The sequence below is a fragment of the Bradyrhizobium sp. MI1.3 genome (genome assembly GCF_055811695.1).
On record NZ_JBVVPQ010000041.1, the window covers coordinates 1 to 15,427 of the forward strand.

14 protein-coding genes are annotated in these 15,427 nt (G+C 64.9%); 5 read left to right on the plus strand and 9 right to left on the minus strand.

Annotated features, from left to right (window positions below; translation table 11 throughout):
• Nucleotides 1–182: 182 nt before the first annotated feature.
• The 6 genes from glyS to AC0L3A_RS26075 all read right to left on the minus strand — a co-directional run bounded on the left by glyS (nucleotide 183) and on the right by AC0L3A_RS26075 (nucleotide 5,838).
• Nucleotides 183–2,282, minus strand: a complete 2,100-nt coding sequence (glyS, locus tag AC0L3A_RS26050) for a glycine--tRNA ligase subunit beta (protein WP_007594953.1) — start codon at nucleotides 2,280–2,282, stop codon at nucleotides 183–185.
• Nucleotides 2,282–3,217: a glycine--tRNA ligase subunit alpha gene (locus tag AC0L3A_RS26055; protein ID WP_007594954.1), complete on the minus strand. Its 936-nt coding sequence runs from the start codon at nucleotides 3,215–3,217 to the stop codon at nucleotides 2,282–2,284. The genes glyS and AC0L3A_RS26055 overlap by 1 nt, the downstream gene beginning before the upstream one ends.
• Nucleotides 3,218–3,417: 200 nt before the next feature.
• Nucleotides 3,418–3,609, minus strand: a complete 192-nt coding sequence (locus tag AC0L3A_RS26060) for a hypothetical protein (protein WP_007594955.1) — start codon at nucleotides 3,607–3,609, stop codon at nucleotides 3,418–3,420.
• A gap of 118 nt (nucleotides 3,610–3,727) precedes the next feature.
• The gene (locus tag AC0L3A_RS26065; protein ID WP_473255434.1) at nucleotides 3,728–4,636 is read right to left on the minus strand and encodes a S49 family peptidase; all 909 of its coding nucleotides are present in this window, start codon (nucleotides 4,634–4,636) and stop codon (nucleotides 3,728–3,730) included.
• A gap of 211 nt (nucleotides 4,637–4,847) precedes the next feature.
• Nucleotides 4,848–5,618: a tRNA1(Val) (adenine(37)-N6)-methyltransferase gene (locus tag AC0L3A_RS26070; RefSeq protein ID WP_007594958.1), complete on the minus strand. Its 771-nt coding sequence runs from the start codon at nucleotides 5,616–5,618 to the stop codon at nucleotides 4,848–4,850.
• The gene (locus AC0L3A_RS26075) at nucleotides 5,611–5,838 is read right to left on the minus strand and encodes a putative signal transducing protein (protein WP_007594964.1); all 228 of its coding nucleotides are present in this window, start codon (nucleotides 5,836–5,838) and stop codon (nucleotides 5,611–5,613) included. Before AC0L3A_RS26075 ends, AC0L3A_RS26070 begins: the two co-directional genes overlap by 8 nt.
• Before the next feature lie 132 nt (nucleotides 5,839–5,970).
• On the opposite strand from AC0L3A_RS26075, the gene AC0L3A_RS26080 reads away from it, so the two are divergent.
• The 5 genes from AC0L3A_RS26080 (at nucleotide 5,971) to AC0L3A_RS26100 (ending at nucleotide 10,628) form a co-directional block, all read left to right on the plus strand.
• Nucleotides 5,971–6,978 carry a polyprenyl synthetase family protein gene (locus AC0L3A_RS26080; RefSeq protein ID WP_007594965.1) on the plus strand — a complete coding sequence of 336 codons (1,008 nt, stop codon included), beginning with the start codon at nucleotides 5,971–5,973 and terminating at the stop codon, nucleotides 6,976–6,978.
• A gap of 315 nt (nucleotides 6,979–7,293) precedes the next feature.
• Nucleotides 7,294–7,809, plus strand: coding sequence for a winged helix-turn-helix transcriptional regulator (locus AC0L3A_RS26085; protein WP_007594966.1), 516 nt, complete (start codon nucleotides 7,294–7,296; stop codon nucleotides 7,807–7,809).
• A gap of 1 nt (nucleotide 7,810) precedes the next feature.
• Nucleotides 7,811–9,067 carry a beta-ketoacyl-ACP synthase II gene (gene fabF / locus AC0L3A_RS26090; protein WP_007594967.1) on the plus strand — a complete coding sequence of 419 codons (1,257 nt, stop codon included), beginning with the start codon at nucleotides 7,811–7,813 and terminating at the stop codon, nucleotides 9,065–9,067.
• Between the two features lie 60 nt (nucleotides 9,068–9,127).
• Nucleotides 9,128–9,760 carry a LysE family translocator gene (locus tag AC0L3A_RS26095; protein WP_007594968.1) on the plus strand — a complete coding sequence of 211 codons (633 nt, stop codon included), beginning with the start codon at nucleotides 9,128–9,130 and terminating at the stop codon, nucleotides 9,758–9,760.
• A 7-nt stretch (nucleotides 9,761–9,767) separates the two neighbouring features.
• Nucleotides 9,768–10,628 (plus strand): alpha/beta fold hydrolase, encoded by an 861-nt coding sequence (locus tag AC0L3A_RS26100; protein ID WP_007594970.1) that lies wholly within the window; start codon nucleotides 9,768–9,770, stop codon nucleotides 10,626–10,628.
• Here AC0L3A_RS26100 and AC0L3A_RS26105 read toward each other — a convergent pair.
• The 3 genes from AC0L3A_RS26105 to AC0L3A_RS26115 form a co-directional block, all read right to left on the minus strand.
• On the minus strand, nucleotides 10,625–11,509 hold the full coding sequence (locus tag AC0L3A_RS26105) for a 4-(cytidine 5'-diphospho)-2-C-methyl-D-erythritol kinase (RefSeq protein ID WP_007594972.1): 885 nt from the start codon (nucleotides 11,507–11,509) through the stop codon (nucleotides 10,625–10,627). The two genes, AC0L3A_RS26100 and AC0L3A_RS26105, sit on opposite strands and share 4 nt — an antisense overlap.
• A gap of 86 nt (nucleotides 11,510–11,595) precedes the next feature.
• Nucleotides 11,596–13,398, minus strand: coding sequence for a tetratricopeptide repeat protein (locus AC0L3A_RS26110; RefSeq protein WP_007594974.1), 1,803 nt, complete (start codon nucleotides 13,396–13,398; stop codon nucleotides 11,596–11,598).
• Between the two features lie 331 nt (nucleotides 13,399–13,729).
• Nucleotides 13,730–15,391, minus strand: coding sequence for an electron transfer flavoprotein-ubiquinone oxidoreductase (locus tag AC0L3A_RS26115; protein ID WP_007594975.1), 1,662 nt, complete (start codon nucleotides 15,389–15,391; stop codon nucleotides 13,730–13,732).
• Nucleotides 15,392–15,427 lie beyond the last annotated feature (36 nt).

The following is a 15,427-nucleotide window of genomic DNA, read 5'->3' on the forward strand; positions in this document are numbered from 1 at the left end:
TCCGCAGCGCCACGCGTGCGGTGGCGGATTTCTCGAAGATCCAGGATTGACCTCGTGCCCCGGACGCGGCGCAGCGCTTCTTAGCGGTGCGCTGCAGAGCGGGGCCCATGCCGCCGCAAAAGATTCTGGGTCCCGGCTCTGCGCCGCAACGCTACGCGCTGCGCCGCGTCCGGGGCACGAGGTCAATCCTGGATCTTCGAGAAATCCGCCACCGCACGCGTGGCGCTGCGGATCTCGTTGAGCAGCTTCAGGCGGTTTTCGCGCACCTTCGCATCCTCGTCGTTGACGCGAACTTTCTCGAAGAACGCATCGACCGGCGGGCGTAGCTTGGCCATCGCACTCATCGCGGCAGCGAAGTCTTCCTTCGCGACAGCAGCGCTGGCTTCCGCCTTCACCTCGTCGATCGCCTTGGCCAGCGCCTTCTCCTCGCCGAGACCGTAGAGCGCGGCATCGGGCGCGCCGTCGAAGCTGCGCTTGTCCTTCTTCTCCTCGATGCCGAGGATATTGCTGGCGCGCTTGATGCCGGCGAGCAAATTCTTGCCGTCGTCGGTCTCGAGAAACTTGCCGAGCGCCTCGACGCGGCGAACGATCATCAGCAAATCATCCTGGCCGCCGAGCGCGAACACGGCGTCGACGAGATCATGCCGCGCGCCCTGCTCTCGGAGCTGAACCTTCAGGCGATCAGCGAAGAAAGCAAGCAGGTCGGTCGGAAGCTTCTGCGCATCGGCAGGCTTCAAGGACAAGCCGGCGAGTGCGGACGCCGCCATCTTCATGATCGACAGACGCAGTGCGTTCTCAGCGATCAGCCTGATCACGCCCAACGCCGCACGACGCAGCGCATACGGGTCCTTGCTTCCCGTCGGCTTCTCGTCGATTGCCCAGAAGCCCACCAGCGTATCGAGCTTGTCCGCGAGCGCCACTGCGACGCTGACCGGATCGGTCGGCACGCGATCCGCGGGCCCTTGCGGCTTGTAGTGCTCCTCGCAAGCGGCGGCCACGGAGGCATCCTCGCCCTGGGCCAGCGCGTAGTACTTGCCCATCAGGCCCTGCACCTCGGGGAATTCGCCGACGACTTCCGTCAGCAGATCCGCCTTCGCCAGATGCGCGGCACGCGTCGCCTTCGCGACATCGGCACCGACGAGCGGCGCGATCTCGGCGGCGAGGCGTTCGATCCGCTTGATACGCGCGGCCTGCGTGCCAAGCTTCTCGTGAAACACGATCTGCTCGAACTTCGGCAGCCGGTCTTCCAGCTTCGTCTTCAGGTCCGTCTCGTAGAAAAATTTCGCATCGCTCAGCCGCGGACGGATCACGCGTTCGTTGCCGGCGACGATGGTCTTGCCGCCGTCGGGCGCCTCGATATTGGCGGTGAGGACGAACTTGTTGGTCAGCTTGCCGGTCTTGGGATCTTTGACGACGAAGCACTTCTGGTTGTTGCGGATGGTCGCGCGGATCACCTCGTCGGGGATCGCGAGATATTCCGCTTCGAACGATCCCATCATGACGACGGGCCATTCGACGAGGCCCGAAACCTCATCGAGCAGCGCCTGGTCCTCGACCAGTTCGAACCCTTGCGCGAAGGTCAGCTCCTTGGCGTCGGCGAAGATGATGTCCTTGCGCGCCTGCGGATCGAGGATGACTTTTGCGGCCTTCAGCTTCGCTTCGTAATCCTCGAAGCGGCGCACGGAGATCGCGCTAGGTGCCATGAAGCGATGGCCGTAGGTGGTCTGGCCGGCCTCGATGCCGTCCACCGAGAATTTGACGACATCGGGCTCTTCGGTCTCGAGCCCGAACGTCGCGGTGATCGCGTGCAGCGGACGCACCCAGCTCAGCGAGCCCGGTTTTCCGGAGCGCGCGCCCCAGCGCATCGATTTCGGCCAGGGGAAGGTGCGGATGACCACGGGGAGGATTTCCGCGAGCACGTCGATCGCGTCGCGGCCGGGTTTCTCGATCAGCGCGATGTAGAAGTCGCCCTTCGGGTCGCGCTGGATCTTGGCCTCGTCCAGCGACGTCAACCCCGTCGCTTTCAGAAAACCCTGCACGGCCGCATCGGCCGCGCCGATCTTTGGTCCACGGCGTTCGGTCTTGAGGTCAGGCTGGCGCGCAGGGATGCCGTGCACGGTGAGCGCGAGGCGGCGCGGCGTCGCGAACGCCTTGGCGCCTTCGTAGACGAGACCTTCGGCGACGAGCTTGTCGGTGACCATGCGGCGCAGATCCTCCGCCGCCTTGGCCTGCATGCGCGCGGGGATTTCTTCGGAGAACAGTTCAAGCAACAAATCAGGCATCAGGCCGCTCCACCGGCTTCGGTGTGTATCCAGGCCTCGCCGCAAGCCTTTGCCAGTTCGCGCACGCGAAGGATGTAGCTCTGCCGCTCGGTCACCGAAATCACGCCGCGCGCGTCGAGCAGGTTGAACACATGGCTCGCCTTGATGCACTGGTCATAGGCTGGCAGCGACATCAGATGCGCCTCGCGCTTGCCATCTTTCCAACCCGCGTCGAGATATTTCCTGCAAGCGGATTCCGCCATCTTGAATTGCTCGAACAGCATCGCGGTGTCGGCGATCTCAAAATTGTGCTTCGAATATTCCCGCTCGGCCTGCAGGAAGACATCGCCATAGGTGACCTTGGCGTCACCGTCGCGGCCGTTGAAGTTGAGGTCGTAGACGCGATCGACGCCCTGCACGTACATCGCGAGCCGCTCGAGTCCGTAGGTGAGCTCGCCCGCGACCGGCGCGCATTCGACACCCGCGACCTGCTGGAAATAGGTGAACTGGCTGACTTCCATGCCGTCGCACCAGCACTCCCAGCCGAGGCCCCAGGCGCCCAGCGTCGGGCTCTCCCAATCGTCCTCGACGAAGCGGATGTCGTGCATGGCGGCATCGATGCCGATCGCGGCGAGCGACTTCAGGTACAGCTCCTGAAGGTTCGGCGGCGACGGCTTCATGATCACCTGGAACTGGTAGTAGTGCTGCATCCGGTTCGGATTCTCGCCGTAGCGGCCGTCCTTGGGCCGCCGCGAGGGCTGCACATAGGCCGCATTCCACGGCTTTGGCCCGAGCGCGCGCAGCGTCGTCGCCGGATGGAAGGTGCCCGCACCCATCTCCATGTCGTAGGGCTGCAGGATCACGCAGCCCTGCTCGGCCCAGAACCGCTGGAGCGCGAGGATAAAACCCTGGAACGAGCGTTCCGGGCGCATATGGGCGGGCAAGGAGGCGTCCATCGTCAGATCGGGCTCTCGCGGGGGGTTGAATCGCGCGGGACCGTATCGACGGCAGGGGTGGGAATCAAGGCGAAGGGGGTGGATTCGCAGGGCGACGAACTCTTCGTCGTGGCCGGGCTTGTCCCGGCCATCCACGCCTTCCCCGCGGTACGAAGAACGTGGATGCCCGGGACAAGCCCCGGGCATGACGCCTGTGGCGGCTACCCCGGCCGGTAAGATCCACTCACGGGGTCACGCTTCAGCGTCTGAATATCCCCGGCATGGGCGGCCTCGGCGACGCGCGAGAGGCGCATCTCCTCCAGCTCCTGGTTAATCCTGATAGCGGTCTTGTAGGCCCAGCGGACCACGGCAAGCCCACCCAGGACGCCCGCGAATGCGACGAACGGCGGCATTGGTCGTTCCTTGTTCACAATGCTCAGCCCCCACGCTCATTCTTGCGCAGACCGGGCCGCGCCGCAATTGGTACGGCTTCAAGTCTCCTTGGGGCCAAATGGCGCGGAGGGGCTCCGTCTAGAACCCGAATTTCGCCCAGATCGCGCGCGTCTCGACCGCCGAGATCAGGTCGTCCGGCAGGCCGGCCATCGATTCCAGAGCCGAAAGCTGCCCCGCGCCGGGCGATTTCCGGCCCAAAAGGCTGGAGAGCAGACCGGTCGGCTGGGCAATCACGGGGGTGAGAACCTTCTCGCCATAGCGGGCACGAAGAGTTGAGCGGAGATCGCCGATGCTGTCGGCGAGCCCGAGCGCGATCGAAGTCTCGCCGGCCCAGTATTCGCCCGTGAACAGGGTGTCGTCGGAGCCCTTCAACCGTGTGCCGCGGCTCTCCTTCACCAGCGCGATGAAGATCTGGTGGATCTCGCGCTGGAGCGCCTTCAGCTTGGCGACGTCGTCGGGGTTTTCAGGGAGAAACGGGTCGAGCATCGCCTTGTGCGCACCGGCAGTGTACAGGCGCCGCTCGATGCCGAGCCGCTTGATCGCCTCCTGGAAACCGAAGCTGCCGCCGACCACGCCGATCGAGCCGAGGATCGAGGACGGATCGCAGATGATCTCGTCCCCGGCGCAGGCGATCATGTAGCCGCCGGAGGCCGCGACGTCCTCGACGAACACCAGCACCGGCAGCTTCTTCTCCGCCGCGAGCTGCTTGATGCGCAGGTAGATCTGGCGCGACTGCACCGGCGAGCCGCCAGGCGAATTGATCACCAGCGCCACCGCCTTGGCGTTGCGCATCGAGAACGCCCGCTCCAGCACCCGCGAAACGGTCGCGAGCGTCATGCCCGGGCGCAGCGGCGTCACCGCGCCGATCACCCCGGACAACCGCACCACCGGCACCACGGCCGTGCCGGGACGGAAGCGCGCCGGCAGATATTGCATGAGCTTGTCGGCCAGGCCGGAACTCTCACGATCGTTCAATTGTTCGGCCATGCCGTTACCTCTGATTAACCATTTCTTATCACGCGACTGTCATTGGAAGGGCCCGGAACGTGTTTTGCAAAAACCCCGTTGAGAGGCTGCAATGGGCCAGCGGAGAACACCATGAAAATCTATCTGCTGATGCTGCTGATCGGTGCGCTGTTCATGGCGATCCGCCTGACGACTCCGCAAGAGCAGCAGTCGGAATCGCTTCCGCAATAGCTCAGCACGGTTCCACCAGGGGTAGAACCGCCCTTCCCTCCAGAATATCCATCACCTCTTTTTTAGGCACGCGGGACTCCTCGTTGAGCATGAGGCCCGGCAACAATCGTACCGGAGCCCTTCCGCCCTTGATCGCGCGAACCAGCACGCGGATCGCGGGCCGCCCGGCTTCACCGTGAACCGGCAGAATCACAAGACTGCCGAAGCCGCGAGACAGCGCCGCCAAAACCTCCGCGATCCCGTCTGCGCGCCATATCAATGTCAGCGCGCCATTCGATCGGAGGATGCGCCGCGCCGCATGCACCCAGGCATTCAGCGTCTCATCCGTCGCCACATGCGCGATCTGGCGCGCCTGGTCGGGCGAGCCGCGATGGCGAGCGGGATCGTTGAAGGGCGGGTTCGTCAGCACCACGTCGACGCTGTCGGGCGCGAGCCCGCTGGCCGCGAAGGCCTGCGCGTCCGCGGTGACGTCGAGCACGATTGTCTCGGCGGCAATCGCATTCGCTGCCGCATTGGCGCGCGCAAGCTCCGCCAGCTCGGGATCGATCTCGACCAGGCCGAGCCTGATCCCGGCAACGCGCCGAGCCAACGCAAGCCCGGCCGTGCCGATGCCGGCACCGAGATCGACGACACGGTCGCCCGCCCTCGCCTCCGTCGCCGCCGCGAGCAGAATGGCATCGTGCCCGGCGCGATGGCCGGACCGCTTCTGCTTCAGCCGCAATTGGCCGCCGAGAAAGGCGTCCTCGGTGAGGTCTGCCAGGGCTTCACTCATCGCCGCGCAGTTCGTGGCTGAGGCCTGCCTCGGTCAGAAGCTGCCGGGCTTCGAGGGCGTCGTCCTCGTGGACCAGGATCCGCCGCGGCAAAATGCCGAGCGAGCCCTCGATGATGCTCATGTTCTGGTCCAGCACCAGATGATGGATGTTGGCGCCGTCGAGCAGCGCGCCGATCGCCGACACCAGCACCATATCGTTGGTCCGAACCAGTTCTCGCAAAACACAGGCCTCCTGCCTGACGGGGATTAAGCGCCAAATGTCAATGGTTCCACGGCCCTTGCCGCATCCCCGTCCAGTTTCTATTGTCTTTCCATCAGAATAGCCCTTCCGGGGCAAATATTGGAGACCGGCGTGGCCGTCATCGTACCTTTCGAAACTCCCGGCGCGTCGATCGAAGAGCTGGTTGCCCTTGTCGCCGGTGACATGGAGCGCGTCAACGCCACGATCCTGTCGCGGACCGGTTCGGACGTGACCATGATCCCGGAGGTCGCCAACCATTTGATCTCCTCCGGGGGCAAGCGCCTGCGGCCGATGCTGACGCTGGCCATGGCCAACCTCGCCGGCTACACCGGCGACGGCCATATCAAGCTCGCCGCCAGCGTCGAATTCATGCATACCGCCACCCTGCTCCATGACGACGTCGTCGACGAGAGCGAGATGCGCCGCGGCAAGCTGTCGGCGCGCATGCTCTGGGGCAATGAGGCGAGCGTGCTGGTCGGCGACTTCCTGCTCGGCCAGGCCTTCCGCATGATGGTCGAGGTCGGCTCGCTCCGTGCGCTCGACATTCTCTCCGCGGCCGCCGCCACAATCGCCGAGGGCGAGGTGATGCAGCTTGCCGCCGCCAAGAACACCGCGACCACCGAGGACGAATATCTCGCCGTGATCCGTGGCAAGACCGCCGAGCTATTCGCGGCCGCCTGCGAGGTCGGCCCCGTGATCGCCAATCGTCCGAAGGCGGAGCAGACCGCCTGCCGCTCGGTCGGCATGAATCTCGGCATCGCCTTCCAGCTCGTCGACGACGTGCTCGACTATGGCGGCAAGAGCGCGAAGCTCGGCAAGAATACCGGCGACGATTTCCGCGAGGGCAAGATCACGCTGCCCGTCGTGCTCGCCTTCCGCCGCGGCAACGACACCGAGCGCGCCTTCTGGATCCGCGCGCTCGAGCGCGGCGAAATCGGCGACACCGACCTCGACCACGCCATCGGGCTGATGAACAAGCATCGTGCGCTCGAAGACACGCGCAGCCGCGCCCAGCACTACGGCGCCATGGCGGTGGACGCGCTGGCGCTGTTCCCATCCTCGCCAATGAAGAGCGCGCTGGAGCAGGTCGTGGCGTTCTGTCTGGCACGGTCGCATTAGGGCTCCGCATCCTTAGCGCTTGCTGGTCGCCACACCCTCAGTGTCGTCCCGGCGAAGGCCGGGATCCATTACCCCGGTCAGCGTCGTCTGAGCGCGCTGTGGCCACCATCGTGCCACCACAACAACAGTCGTGGCTATGGGTCCCGGCCTTCGCCGGGACGACATCGTTGAGATAGCCTCACCACTTCATCAACACCGTCATTGCGAGCGCAGCGACAGCTCCAGCTTCGCAGCTGCCTTGGCTCCCTCCACCCGCATCGGCCACTGCTCGCCAAGTAACTTGCATTTTGCAAGCCACTCTCCTACCTTTGCCTCATGCAGCCCAAATCCCCTTCCATCCAGGAATGTCCGGTCGGCCGCGCCGTGGAGACGGTCGGCGAATGGTGGAGCATTTTGATCCTGCGGGATGCGTTCCAGGGCGCAACGAGGTTCGACGAATTTTCGCAAAGCCTCGGGATCGCGCCGAACATCCTGTCGCGGCGGTTGGCCCATCTCACCGAAAGCGGTATGTTCGTCCGCCGCCGCTACAATGAACGGCCGCCGCGCTATGAATATGTGCTGACGGACAAGGCCCGGGACTTCTTCCCCGTGGTCGCGACCCTGCTCGCCTGGGGCAACAAGCATCTCGCACCGAAGGGCGAAGCGATCCTGCTCGCGAACCGGCGCGATCGTCGTCCATTCAATCCGGTGGTGGTCGATGCCGCCGACATGCAGCCGATTACGCTCACCAATGCGGTCATCATCGCCGGTCCCCGCGCCAGCCGTCTCATGCGCAAACGGCTGACCTCGCTCAAAGCCATGAACCCGGCCGTCGCGCCGGCTGGAGACTGACATGCGTCGTATCGTCGTGACGGGAATGGGCGCGGTGTCGCCGCTTGGCTGCGGTGTCGAACTGTCGTGGCGCCGGCTGCTGGCCGGTCAAAGCGGGCTGCGCCCGCTGCCGGAATGGTCGCAGGCGCTGCCGGCACGCATTGCCGGCCTCGTGCCCGACAAGGCCGATGATGTGGACGGCGGCTTCGATCCCGCGCAGGCCGCCGCGCCGAAAGACCAGCGCAAGATGGACCGCTTCATCCTGTTCGCGCTGCTCGCCACTGCAGAAGCTGTGGCGCAGGCCGGCTGGACACCGCAGGACGCGGCAGCACAGGAACGAACCGCGACGATCATCGCCTCCGGCGTCGGCGGTTTTCCGGCGATGGCGGAGGCGGTGCGCATCACCGAACTGCGCGGCCCGCGCCGGCTGTCGCCGTTCACGATCCCCTCTTTCCTCGCCAATCTCGCTGCGGGGCACGTCTCGATCAAATACGGCTACAAGGGAGCGCTGGGCACACCGGTCACGGCGTGCGCCGCCGGCGTTCAGGCGATCGGCGATGCCGCGCGCATGATCCGCGCGGGCGAGGCTGATGTGGCGATCTGCGGCGGCGCGGAAGCCTGCATCGACATCGTCAGCCTCGGCGGCTTCGCTGCGGCCCGCGCACTGTCGAGCGGGTTCAATGACGCACGCGCCTCGCGCCCGTTCGATCGCGACCGCGACGGTTTTGTCATGGGCGAAGGTGCCGGCATCCTGGTGATCGAGGAGCTGGAGCATGCATTGGCGCGTGGCGCGACGCCGATCGCGGAGATTGTCGGATACGGTACGACCGCGGACGCCTATCACATGACATCGGGTCCGCCTGACGGTGACGGCGCGCGGCGCGCCATGGAGATCGCGCTCCGGCAGGCGAAGCTTGCGCCTGCGGATTTGCAGCAACTGAACGCGCATGCGACGTCGACACCGGCCGGCGACGAGAGCGAGCTTGGCGCGATTGCCGCCCTGTTCGGTCGTCACCGCGGCATCGCCGTGAGCGCGACCAAATCGGCCACCGGCCATCTGCTCGGCGCCGCGGGTGGGCTGGAAGCGGTCTTCACCGTGCTCGCCCTGCGCGACCAGATCGCGCCGCCGACGCTCAATCTCGAAAACCCTGATCCCGCCGCTGACGGCATCGACATCGTCGCCGGTGTGGCGCGCCCGATGCCGATGCAGCACGCGATCTCGAACGGGTTCGGATTCGGCGGGGTGAATGCCAGCGTGATCTTCCGCCGGATGGGCTAAACGCAAGCCTTGTAGACGACGGGGCCTTGCAATCGCGGCAAGCATCGCTACCAAAGCAGGATGATCAACACGAATTTCTGGCTGTTCCTGGCCGCCGCTTGTCTCATCGCCGCCGTTCCCGGCCCCGGTATTTTCTACGTCGCGGCACGGACCTTGTCGGAAGGGCGCGCCAGCGGTTTTGCATCGACCGTGGGCACCGCGCTCGGCGGGCTGGTTCATGTGGTCGCAGGCAGCCTCGGCATCTCCGCCATCATTCTTGCCAGCGCCGAGCTGTTCGCCGCCGTGAAGTTTGTCGGCGCACTCTATCTGGTCTGGCTCGGCATCAGGACCTTTCGCAGCGCCGGCCGCACGCTGTCATTCGACAGCGAGCCCGTCGGCGACAAGCGCGCCTTTCGCGACGGCGTGCTGGTCGAGGCGCTGAACCCGAAGACCGCCGCCTTCTTCCTCGCCTTCATTCCGCAGTTCCTTGACCCCGCGGGATCGAACCCGACACTGCAATTCATCATGTTGGGTGCGATCTCGGTGACGCTGAACACGCTCGTCGACATCGTGGTGGTGCTGATGGCCTCCGCGACACGCACGCAGTTGATCGGAAGGCCGCATCTGATGCGACGTCTCACCCAGGGCTCCGGCGTCTTCATTGCAGGGCTCGGCCTGTCGCTCGCACTGGCGCGGCGGCCCGTGAATGGATAGCTCCACCATGCTCGCCCCGCAAAGCCGCACTTACGAGTCTCACGGCCTGCGGCTGCATTATGCCGATTGGGGCAACGACGGCGCGCCGGTCGCCATCCTGGTTCATGGCGGCCGCGATCACTGCCGGAGCTGGGACGTCATCGCCCGGTCGCTGCAGCCGCATTTTCACGTGCTCGCACCCGACCTGCGCGGTCACGGCGATTCCGACTGGACCAAAGGCGGCAGCTATGCGCTGACCGAGTATGTGTACGATCTCGTCCAGCTCGTCCGCGTCGTCGCGGCACCTCAAGTCACTCTCATCGGCCATTCCATGGGCGGCATGGTCAGCCTGATCTTTACAGGGTCATTCCCCGAACAGGTCTCGAAGCTCGTCGTGCTCGACGGTGTCACGATGTTGCCGGATACTCCAAAACCGCCGGTGCATGAGCGCATCGGCAAATGGGTCGGTCAACTCGACAAGCTGCACGACCGCGCACCGCGCCGCTATTCGACCCTCGAGGCCGCCGCCGCGCAGATGGTGCTTCACAACAAGCGGCTGTCCCGCGAGCTCGCGCTGCATCTAGCAACGCATGGCGCACGGCAGAACGAGGACGGTACCTATAGCTGGAAGTTCGATCCTTATCAGCGCGCCTCTGCGCCGCACCGGCTCTGGCCGGACGACCACGTCGCGCTATGGTCCCGTATCACCTGTCCGACGCTGCTCTTGAATGCCGGCGAAAGCTTTCTGGCTGGCGCGAGAGCCGCAGGCCTGGAGCGCTACTTTCCGCAGGCGCGCGTCGAGACCATCGCCGGGGCCGGACACTGGCTGCAACATGACAAGCCGCAGGAGGTGTTAGGTGAGATCCGGGAGTTTCTCGGGCTGGCCTAGCTCAGCGTCCCCGCGTGCACCCACCAGCCGGAATGATCCCTGCGGATCGTCTCGGCGGCGGCGTGCGCTTCGGAAGATTCGCCATAGATCGCAAAGCACGTCGCACCCGAGCCGGACATGCGGGCAAGCTTGACGCCGGCGGAGCCACGCAAGGCTTCCAGCACGTCGCCGATGACAGGCTCGATGCGCATCGCGGGGGCTTCGAGATCGTTGGCGACGGTCTCGAGCGTGTCGACCCAATCGGCAATGGAGGCGCCCTCGCCCGGCCAGGCCGGAGCGTCGAGGACGGAGGTGGCGCCGACCAGGAGTTCGCCGTTGCGCAGGCCCAGCGCCTGGAACACGTCCTTGGTCGCGACCGGCACGCGCGGATTGACCATCACGCACGGCATGCCCGGCAACGCGAGCGGCAGCAGCTGTTCGCCGACACCGGTCATGTCGCAGGCGCGCGAGAACAGACACACCGGCACGTCGGCACCGGTCGCAAGCGCAACCTTCTGCAGCCGCGGGTCGTCGAGCGAAAGATTGTTGAGACGCGCCAGCAACCGCAGCGCCGCAGCCGCGTCGGCCGAGCCGCCGCCGATTCCGGCCGCGACCGGGAGCACTTTGTCGAGCGCAAAGGCGCCCAGCTTCAGGTTCGGAACGGCTTCGGCCAGGAGCTTGGCCGCCTTGAATACGAGGTTGTCGGCCATATCGCCGCAGGCCGCCGCGAGTGGCCCTGTCGTGGTGAGCTTCAGCTCGCTGCCGGGCTCAAGCGTGAGCCGGTCGGCGCAGTCGGCAAACGCGACCACGCTTTCGAGATCATGATAGCCGTCGGCACGACGGCCGACCACGCGAAGGCTCAGATTGACCTTCGCGCGCCCTTCTTCAATCAACGCCGGCATTGACGACACGCCCCCAGAACTTAGTTCTTCCTACGCATGATCTTGCCGGAAAACCGCTACACACTTTTCCGGATCATGCGCTCAACTCAGCCGCCCTTGCCGTCGTCCTTTTTCTTCTCCTTCTCCGCCTGCGCAGCCGAGGAGTTCGAATTGTCGTCGGTCATTCCGTTGGCAATCTTGGCCTCGATCTTCGGAAGCTCATCCGCTTCGGGCTTGAGATCGCGGGCGTGCGCCCACTGGAACTTGGCTTCCAACGTGCGGCCGACGCGCCAATAGGCGTCGCCAAGGTGATCGTTGATCGTGGGATCCTCGGGCTTGAGGTCAATGGCGCGCTCGAGGTTCTTCACCGCGTCCTCGTAATTGCCGATGCGGTAATAGGCCCAGCCAAGGGAGTCGACGATGTAGCCGTCATCCGGGCGCTGCTCGACCGCCCGCTTGATCATCTTCATGCCTTCGTCGAGATTGATGCCCTGGTCGATCCAGGAATAGCCGAGATAGTTGAGGACGTGGGGCTGGTCGGGCTGCAGCTCCAGCGCCTTCTTCATGTCGGCTTCGGCCTTGCCCCACTGCTTGGAGCGCTCCTCGCAGATGCCGCGATAATAATACCAGACGCTGTTGGCCTTGTCGTTGCCGGCCGGCAGCACGTCGACGCCTTGCGAATAGGTCGCGCCGCATTCGCCGAACTTCTTGCGGCCGCGCTCGATGTTGCCGAGCGCCATGATGGCTTCGAGATCCTTGGAATCCTCAGTGGTGACGCCCTTGAGGATCTTGATCGCCTCGTCGGTGCGGTCGGCGGAATCCAGATCGATGGCGAGCTGAATCTGGGCGTTGCGTTTGAGCGGCGAGGACGCCGGCACCCGCTCATAGACCTTGATCGCCATCTGCGGCCGCTTCACCGATTCATAGAGATCGGCGAGCGAGAGCAGCGCCAGGGGATGGGTGGGCTGGAGGTAGAGCGAGAGCTGGAGGTAGACCAGCGCCAGATCCTCGCCGCCGCGGCGGGTCAGTGTGGCGCCGATGCCGTAGAGTGCTTCTGCGGCGCCGGCTTGCGCGCTATCGACCAGCGGCGGCATCTTCTTGCCGGCCTTGGTGTCGCGCAACCCTTCTACGATCAGCGGATGGCGGGCGAGCTTCTTGTCGAAAGCCTGGTAGACGGTGGTCGCGGCGGCCGAGTCCTTGTTGCGCGACAGCCAGCGCGCATAGGCCTCGGTGACACGCAACATGGAATCGTCGAGCTTGTAGGCACGCTCGAACCGGGCGCCCGCGTCTTTCTCCTTGCCGGCGAGCTCGAGGATCATGCCGGCATGGAGATCCTTGAACAGCGGATACCATTCCGGACCGGCCAGCTTGTCGATGGTGGCGACGCCGCCCTTGGCATCACCCGCACCATAGGCGGCCCAGCCCGACAGCAGCGTGGCGACGAGATCGGTGATCGGACCGCGGATCGACTGGTTGATGTTGGTCTGCGCGGTCGCGTACTTCTTGAACTTGAGATCGTGCACGCCGACGACGAGGCGCGCAACGCGGTTGGTCTTGTCGATGGTCAGGATGCGCTCGGCGAGTTTGACGGCTTCGTCGATGTCACCGTCGGCGACCGAAGAGATGAAGGCGCGGTCGAGCAGCTCGTTGTTCTTGGGATCGGTGCGCAGGGCCGAGCGATAGAACGCGGCGGCGGAGGCCGCATCGCGCTCGACGCTGGCGTGGCGGGCGGCGAGGTAGCTGCCAGAAGTGGTCAGCGCCTTCAGATCGTTTCGGGTCGGAAACTGCGCCGCCGTGTCGGACGGATGATCCGGCGTCTGCGCCAGGACCCTGCCGGGGACCGTCGCGATCGCTGTGCCCATGAGGGCGATGGCGGCAACAGTCCAGCGGTTGAAACGATTTGAAAACATCAGGGCTCGCCTTGAGTTGGTAGTGCCTGGGTCTGAAGAAGGCCGTATCGCATGCGAACGCGGCCGGTGGCATGGGGACCCGGAACCGTCGGGCCGACAATGCCGCTTTTGGCGCTTCACCGCAAGGATTCGGGCCGGGCGATCCCCTCCGCACGCCCCAAATCGGCCAAGTGACCGGTCAAGAGCGCCCCAAGACGCCGCCAGTATGGCCTTATCGTGACCACGGACCGCGACCGCGGCCGGGTTCTCACGCGAACGTGCGTCGCAGGGCCAAGGTCACGCAATATTGGTCGCCCTTGGGCCTTGGTCACCTGGATCTTGCGGACCCCGCCTACATCGCCTCGTAGTTCGGACCGCCGCCGCCCTCGGGGGGAACCCAGGTGATGTTGCCGTTGGGGTCCTTCACGTCGCAGGTTTTGCAGTGAACGCAGTTTTGGGCATTGATCTGGAAGCGCGGGCCGGAACCTTCCTCGATCCACTCATAGACGCCGGCCGGGCAATAGCGATTCGAGGGACCTGCAAACACGTCGTGCTCGGACGTCTTCTGGAGGTTCATGTCCGTGACCTTGAGATGGACCGGCTGGTCCTCCTCATGATTGGTATTGGACAGGAATACCGAGGAGAGCTTGTCGAAGGAAATCTTGCCGTCAGGCTTCGGGTAGGTTCTCGGCGCGTGGGTCTTGGCCGGATCGAGCGTCGCGCGATCGGGCTTCGCGTGCGACTGGGTGCCAAACAGGGACCCGCCGAACAGCGTGTTGCACCACATGTCGAAGCCGCCGAGCGCAACGCCGAGCACTGTGCCGAACTTCGACCACAGCGGCTTGACGTTGCGGACCAGGAACAAATCCTTGCCGACCGAGGAGGAGCGCCAGGTGTTCTCGTAATCGACGATCTCGTCATTGGCGCGATCGGCGGCAATGGCGGACGCAACGTGCTCGGCGGCGAGCATGCCCGTGCCCATCGCGTTGTGCACGCCCTTGATCCGGGGAACGTTGACGAAGCCGGCCGCGCAGCCGATCAGGGCGCCGCCGGGGAAGCTGAGTTTCGGGACCGACTGATAGCCGCCCTCGGTGATGGCGCGCGCGCCATAGGCGAGCCGCTTGGCACCTTCGAAGGTGGAGCGGATCGACGGATGGGTCTTGAAACGCTGAAACTCGTCGAACGGTGACAGATACGGGTCGTCGTAGTTGAGATGCACGACGAAGCCGACGGCAACGAGGTTGTCGTCGTAGTGATAGAGGAACGAGCCACCGCCGGTCTTCAGATCGAGCGGCCAGCCGAACGAATGCTGGATCATGCCCTTCTGGTGCTTGGCGGGATCGATCTGCCAGACTTCCTTGAGCCCGATGCCAAATTTCGCCGGCTCGCTCGTGGTATCCAGCGCGAACTTCGCGATGAGCTGTTTGGTCAGGCTGCCGCGCGCGCCTTCCGCGAACAGCGTGTACTTGCCGAGCAATTCCATGCCACGGGTAAAGGAGTCCTTCGGCTTGCCGTCCCGACCGATGCCCATGTCGCCGGTGGCAATGCCCTTCACCGCGCCCTGCTCGTCATAGAGCACCTCGGCCGCGGCAAAGCCCGGATAGATCTCGACGCCGAGGGCCTCTGCCTTGCGCGCCAGCCAGCGGCAGACATTGCCAAGCGAGCCGATATAGCAGTGATGATTGTCCATCAGCGGCGGCATGATGAAGTTAGGCAGCCTGATCGCGCTGCCGCCCGTCATCCAGTAGAAGCGATCGTCCTTCACCTGGGTCTTCAGAGGACAATCGGAATCCTCGCGCCAGTCCGGGATCAGCTTGTCGAGCCCGGCCGGGTCGATCACGGCGCCGGAGAGAATATGCGCACCGACCTCGGAGCCCTTCTCCACAACGACGACATTGAGTTCGGCATTGATCTGCTTCAGCCGGATCGCTGCAGCCAGGCCCGAGGGGCCGGCGCCGACGATGACGACGTCGAATTCCATGGATTCGCGCGGGGGAAGTTCTTCGGTGCTCATCTGATCTCAGCCCTTGAGACGGTCCTTGGTCGATTG

Excerpts from the sequence above, each read along its gene's own strand:
- glyS (WP_007594953.1), bottom strand. The coding sequence starts at position 2,282 with ATGCCTGATTTGTTGCTTGAACTGTTCTCCGAAGAAATCCCCGCGCGC.
- AC0L3A_RS26055 (WP_007594954.1), bottom strand. The coding sequence starts at position 3,217 with ATGGACGCCTCCTTGCCCGCCCATATGCGCCCGGAACGCTCGTTCCAG.
- AC0L3A_RS26060 (WP_007594955.1), bottom strand. The coding sequence starts at position 3,609 with ATGCCGCCGTTCGTCGCATTCGCGGGCGTCCTGGGTGGGCTTGCCGTG.
- AC0L3A_RS26065 (WP_473255434.1), bottom strand. The coding sequence starts at position 4,636 with ATGGCCGAACAATTGAACGATCGTGAGAGTTCCGGCCTGGCCGACAAG.
- AC0L3A_RS26070 (WP_007594958.1), bottom strand. The coding sequence starts at position 5,618 with ATGAGTGAAGCCCTGGCAGACCTCACCGAGGACGCCTTTCTCGGCGGC.
- AC0L3A_RS26085 (WP_007594966.1), top strand. The coding sequence starts at position 7,294 with ATGCAGCCCAAATCCCCTTCCATCCAGGAATGTCCGGTCGGCCGCGCC.
- fabF (WP_007594967.1), top strand. The coding sequence starts at position 7,811 with ATGCGTCGTATCGTCGTGACGGGAATGGGCGCGGTGTCGCCGCTTGGC.
- AC0L3A_RS26095 (WP_007594968.1), top strand. The coding sequence starts at position 9,128 with ATGATCAACACGAATTTCTGGCTGTTCCTGGCCGCCGCTTGTCTCATC.
- AC0L3A_RS26100 (WP_007594970.1), top strand. The coding sequence starts at position 9,768 with ATGCTCGCCCCGCAAAGCCGCACTTACGAGTCTCACGGCCTGCGGCTG.
- AC0L3A_RS26105 (WP_007594972.1), bottom strand. The coding sequence starts at position 11,509 with ATGCCGGCGTTGATTGAAGAAGGGCGCGCGAAGGTCAATCTGAGCCTT.
- AC0L3A_RS26110 (WP_007594974.1), bottom strand. The coding sequence starts at position 13,398 with ATGTTTTCAAATCGTTTCAACCGCTGGACTGTTGCCGCCATCGCCCTC.
- AC0L3A_RS26115 (WP_007594975.1), bottom strand. The coding sequence starts at position 15,391 with ATGAGCACCGAAGAACTTCCCCCGCGCGAATCCATGGAATTCGACGTC.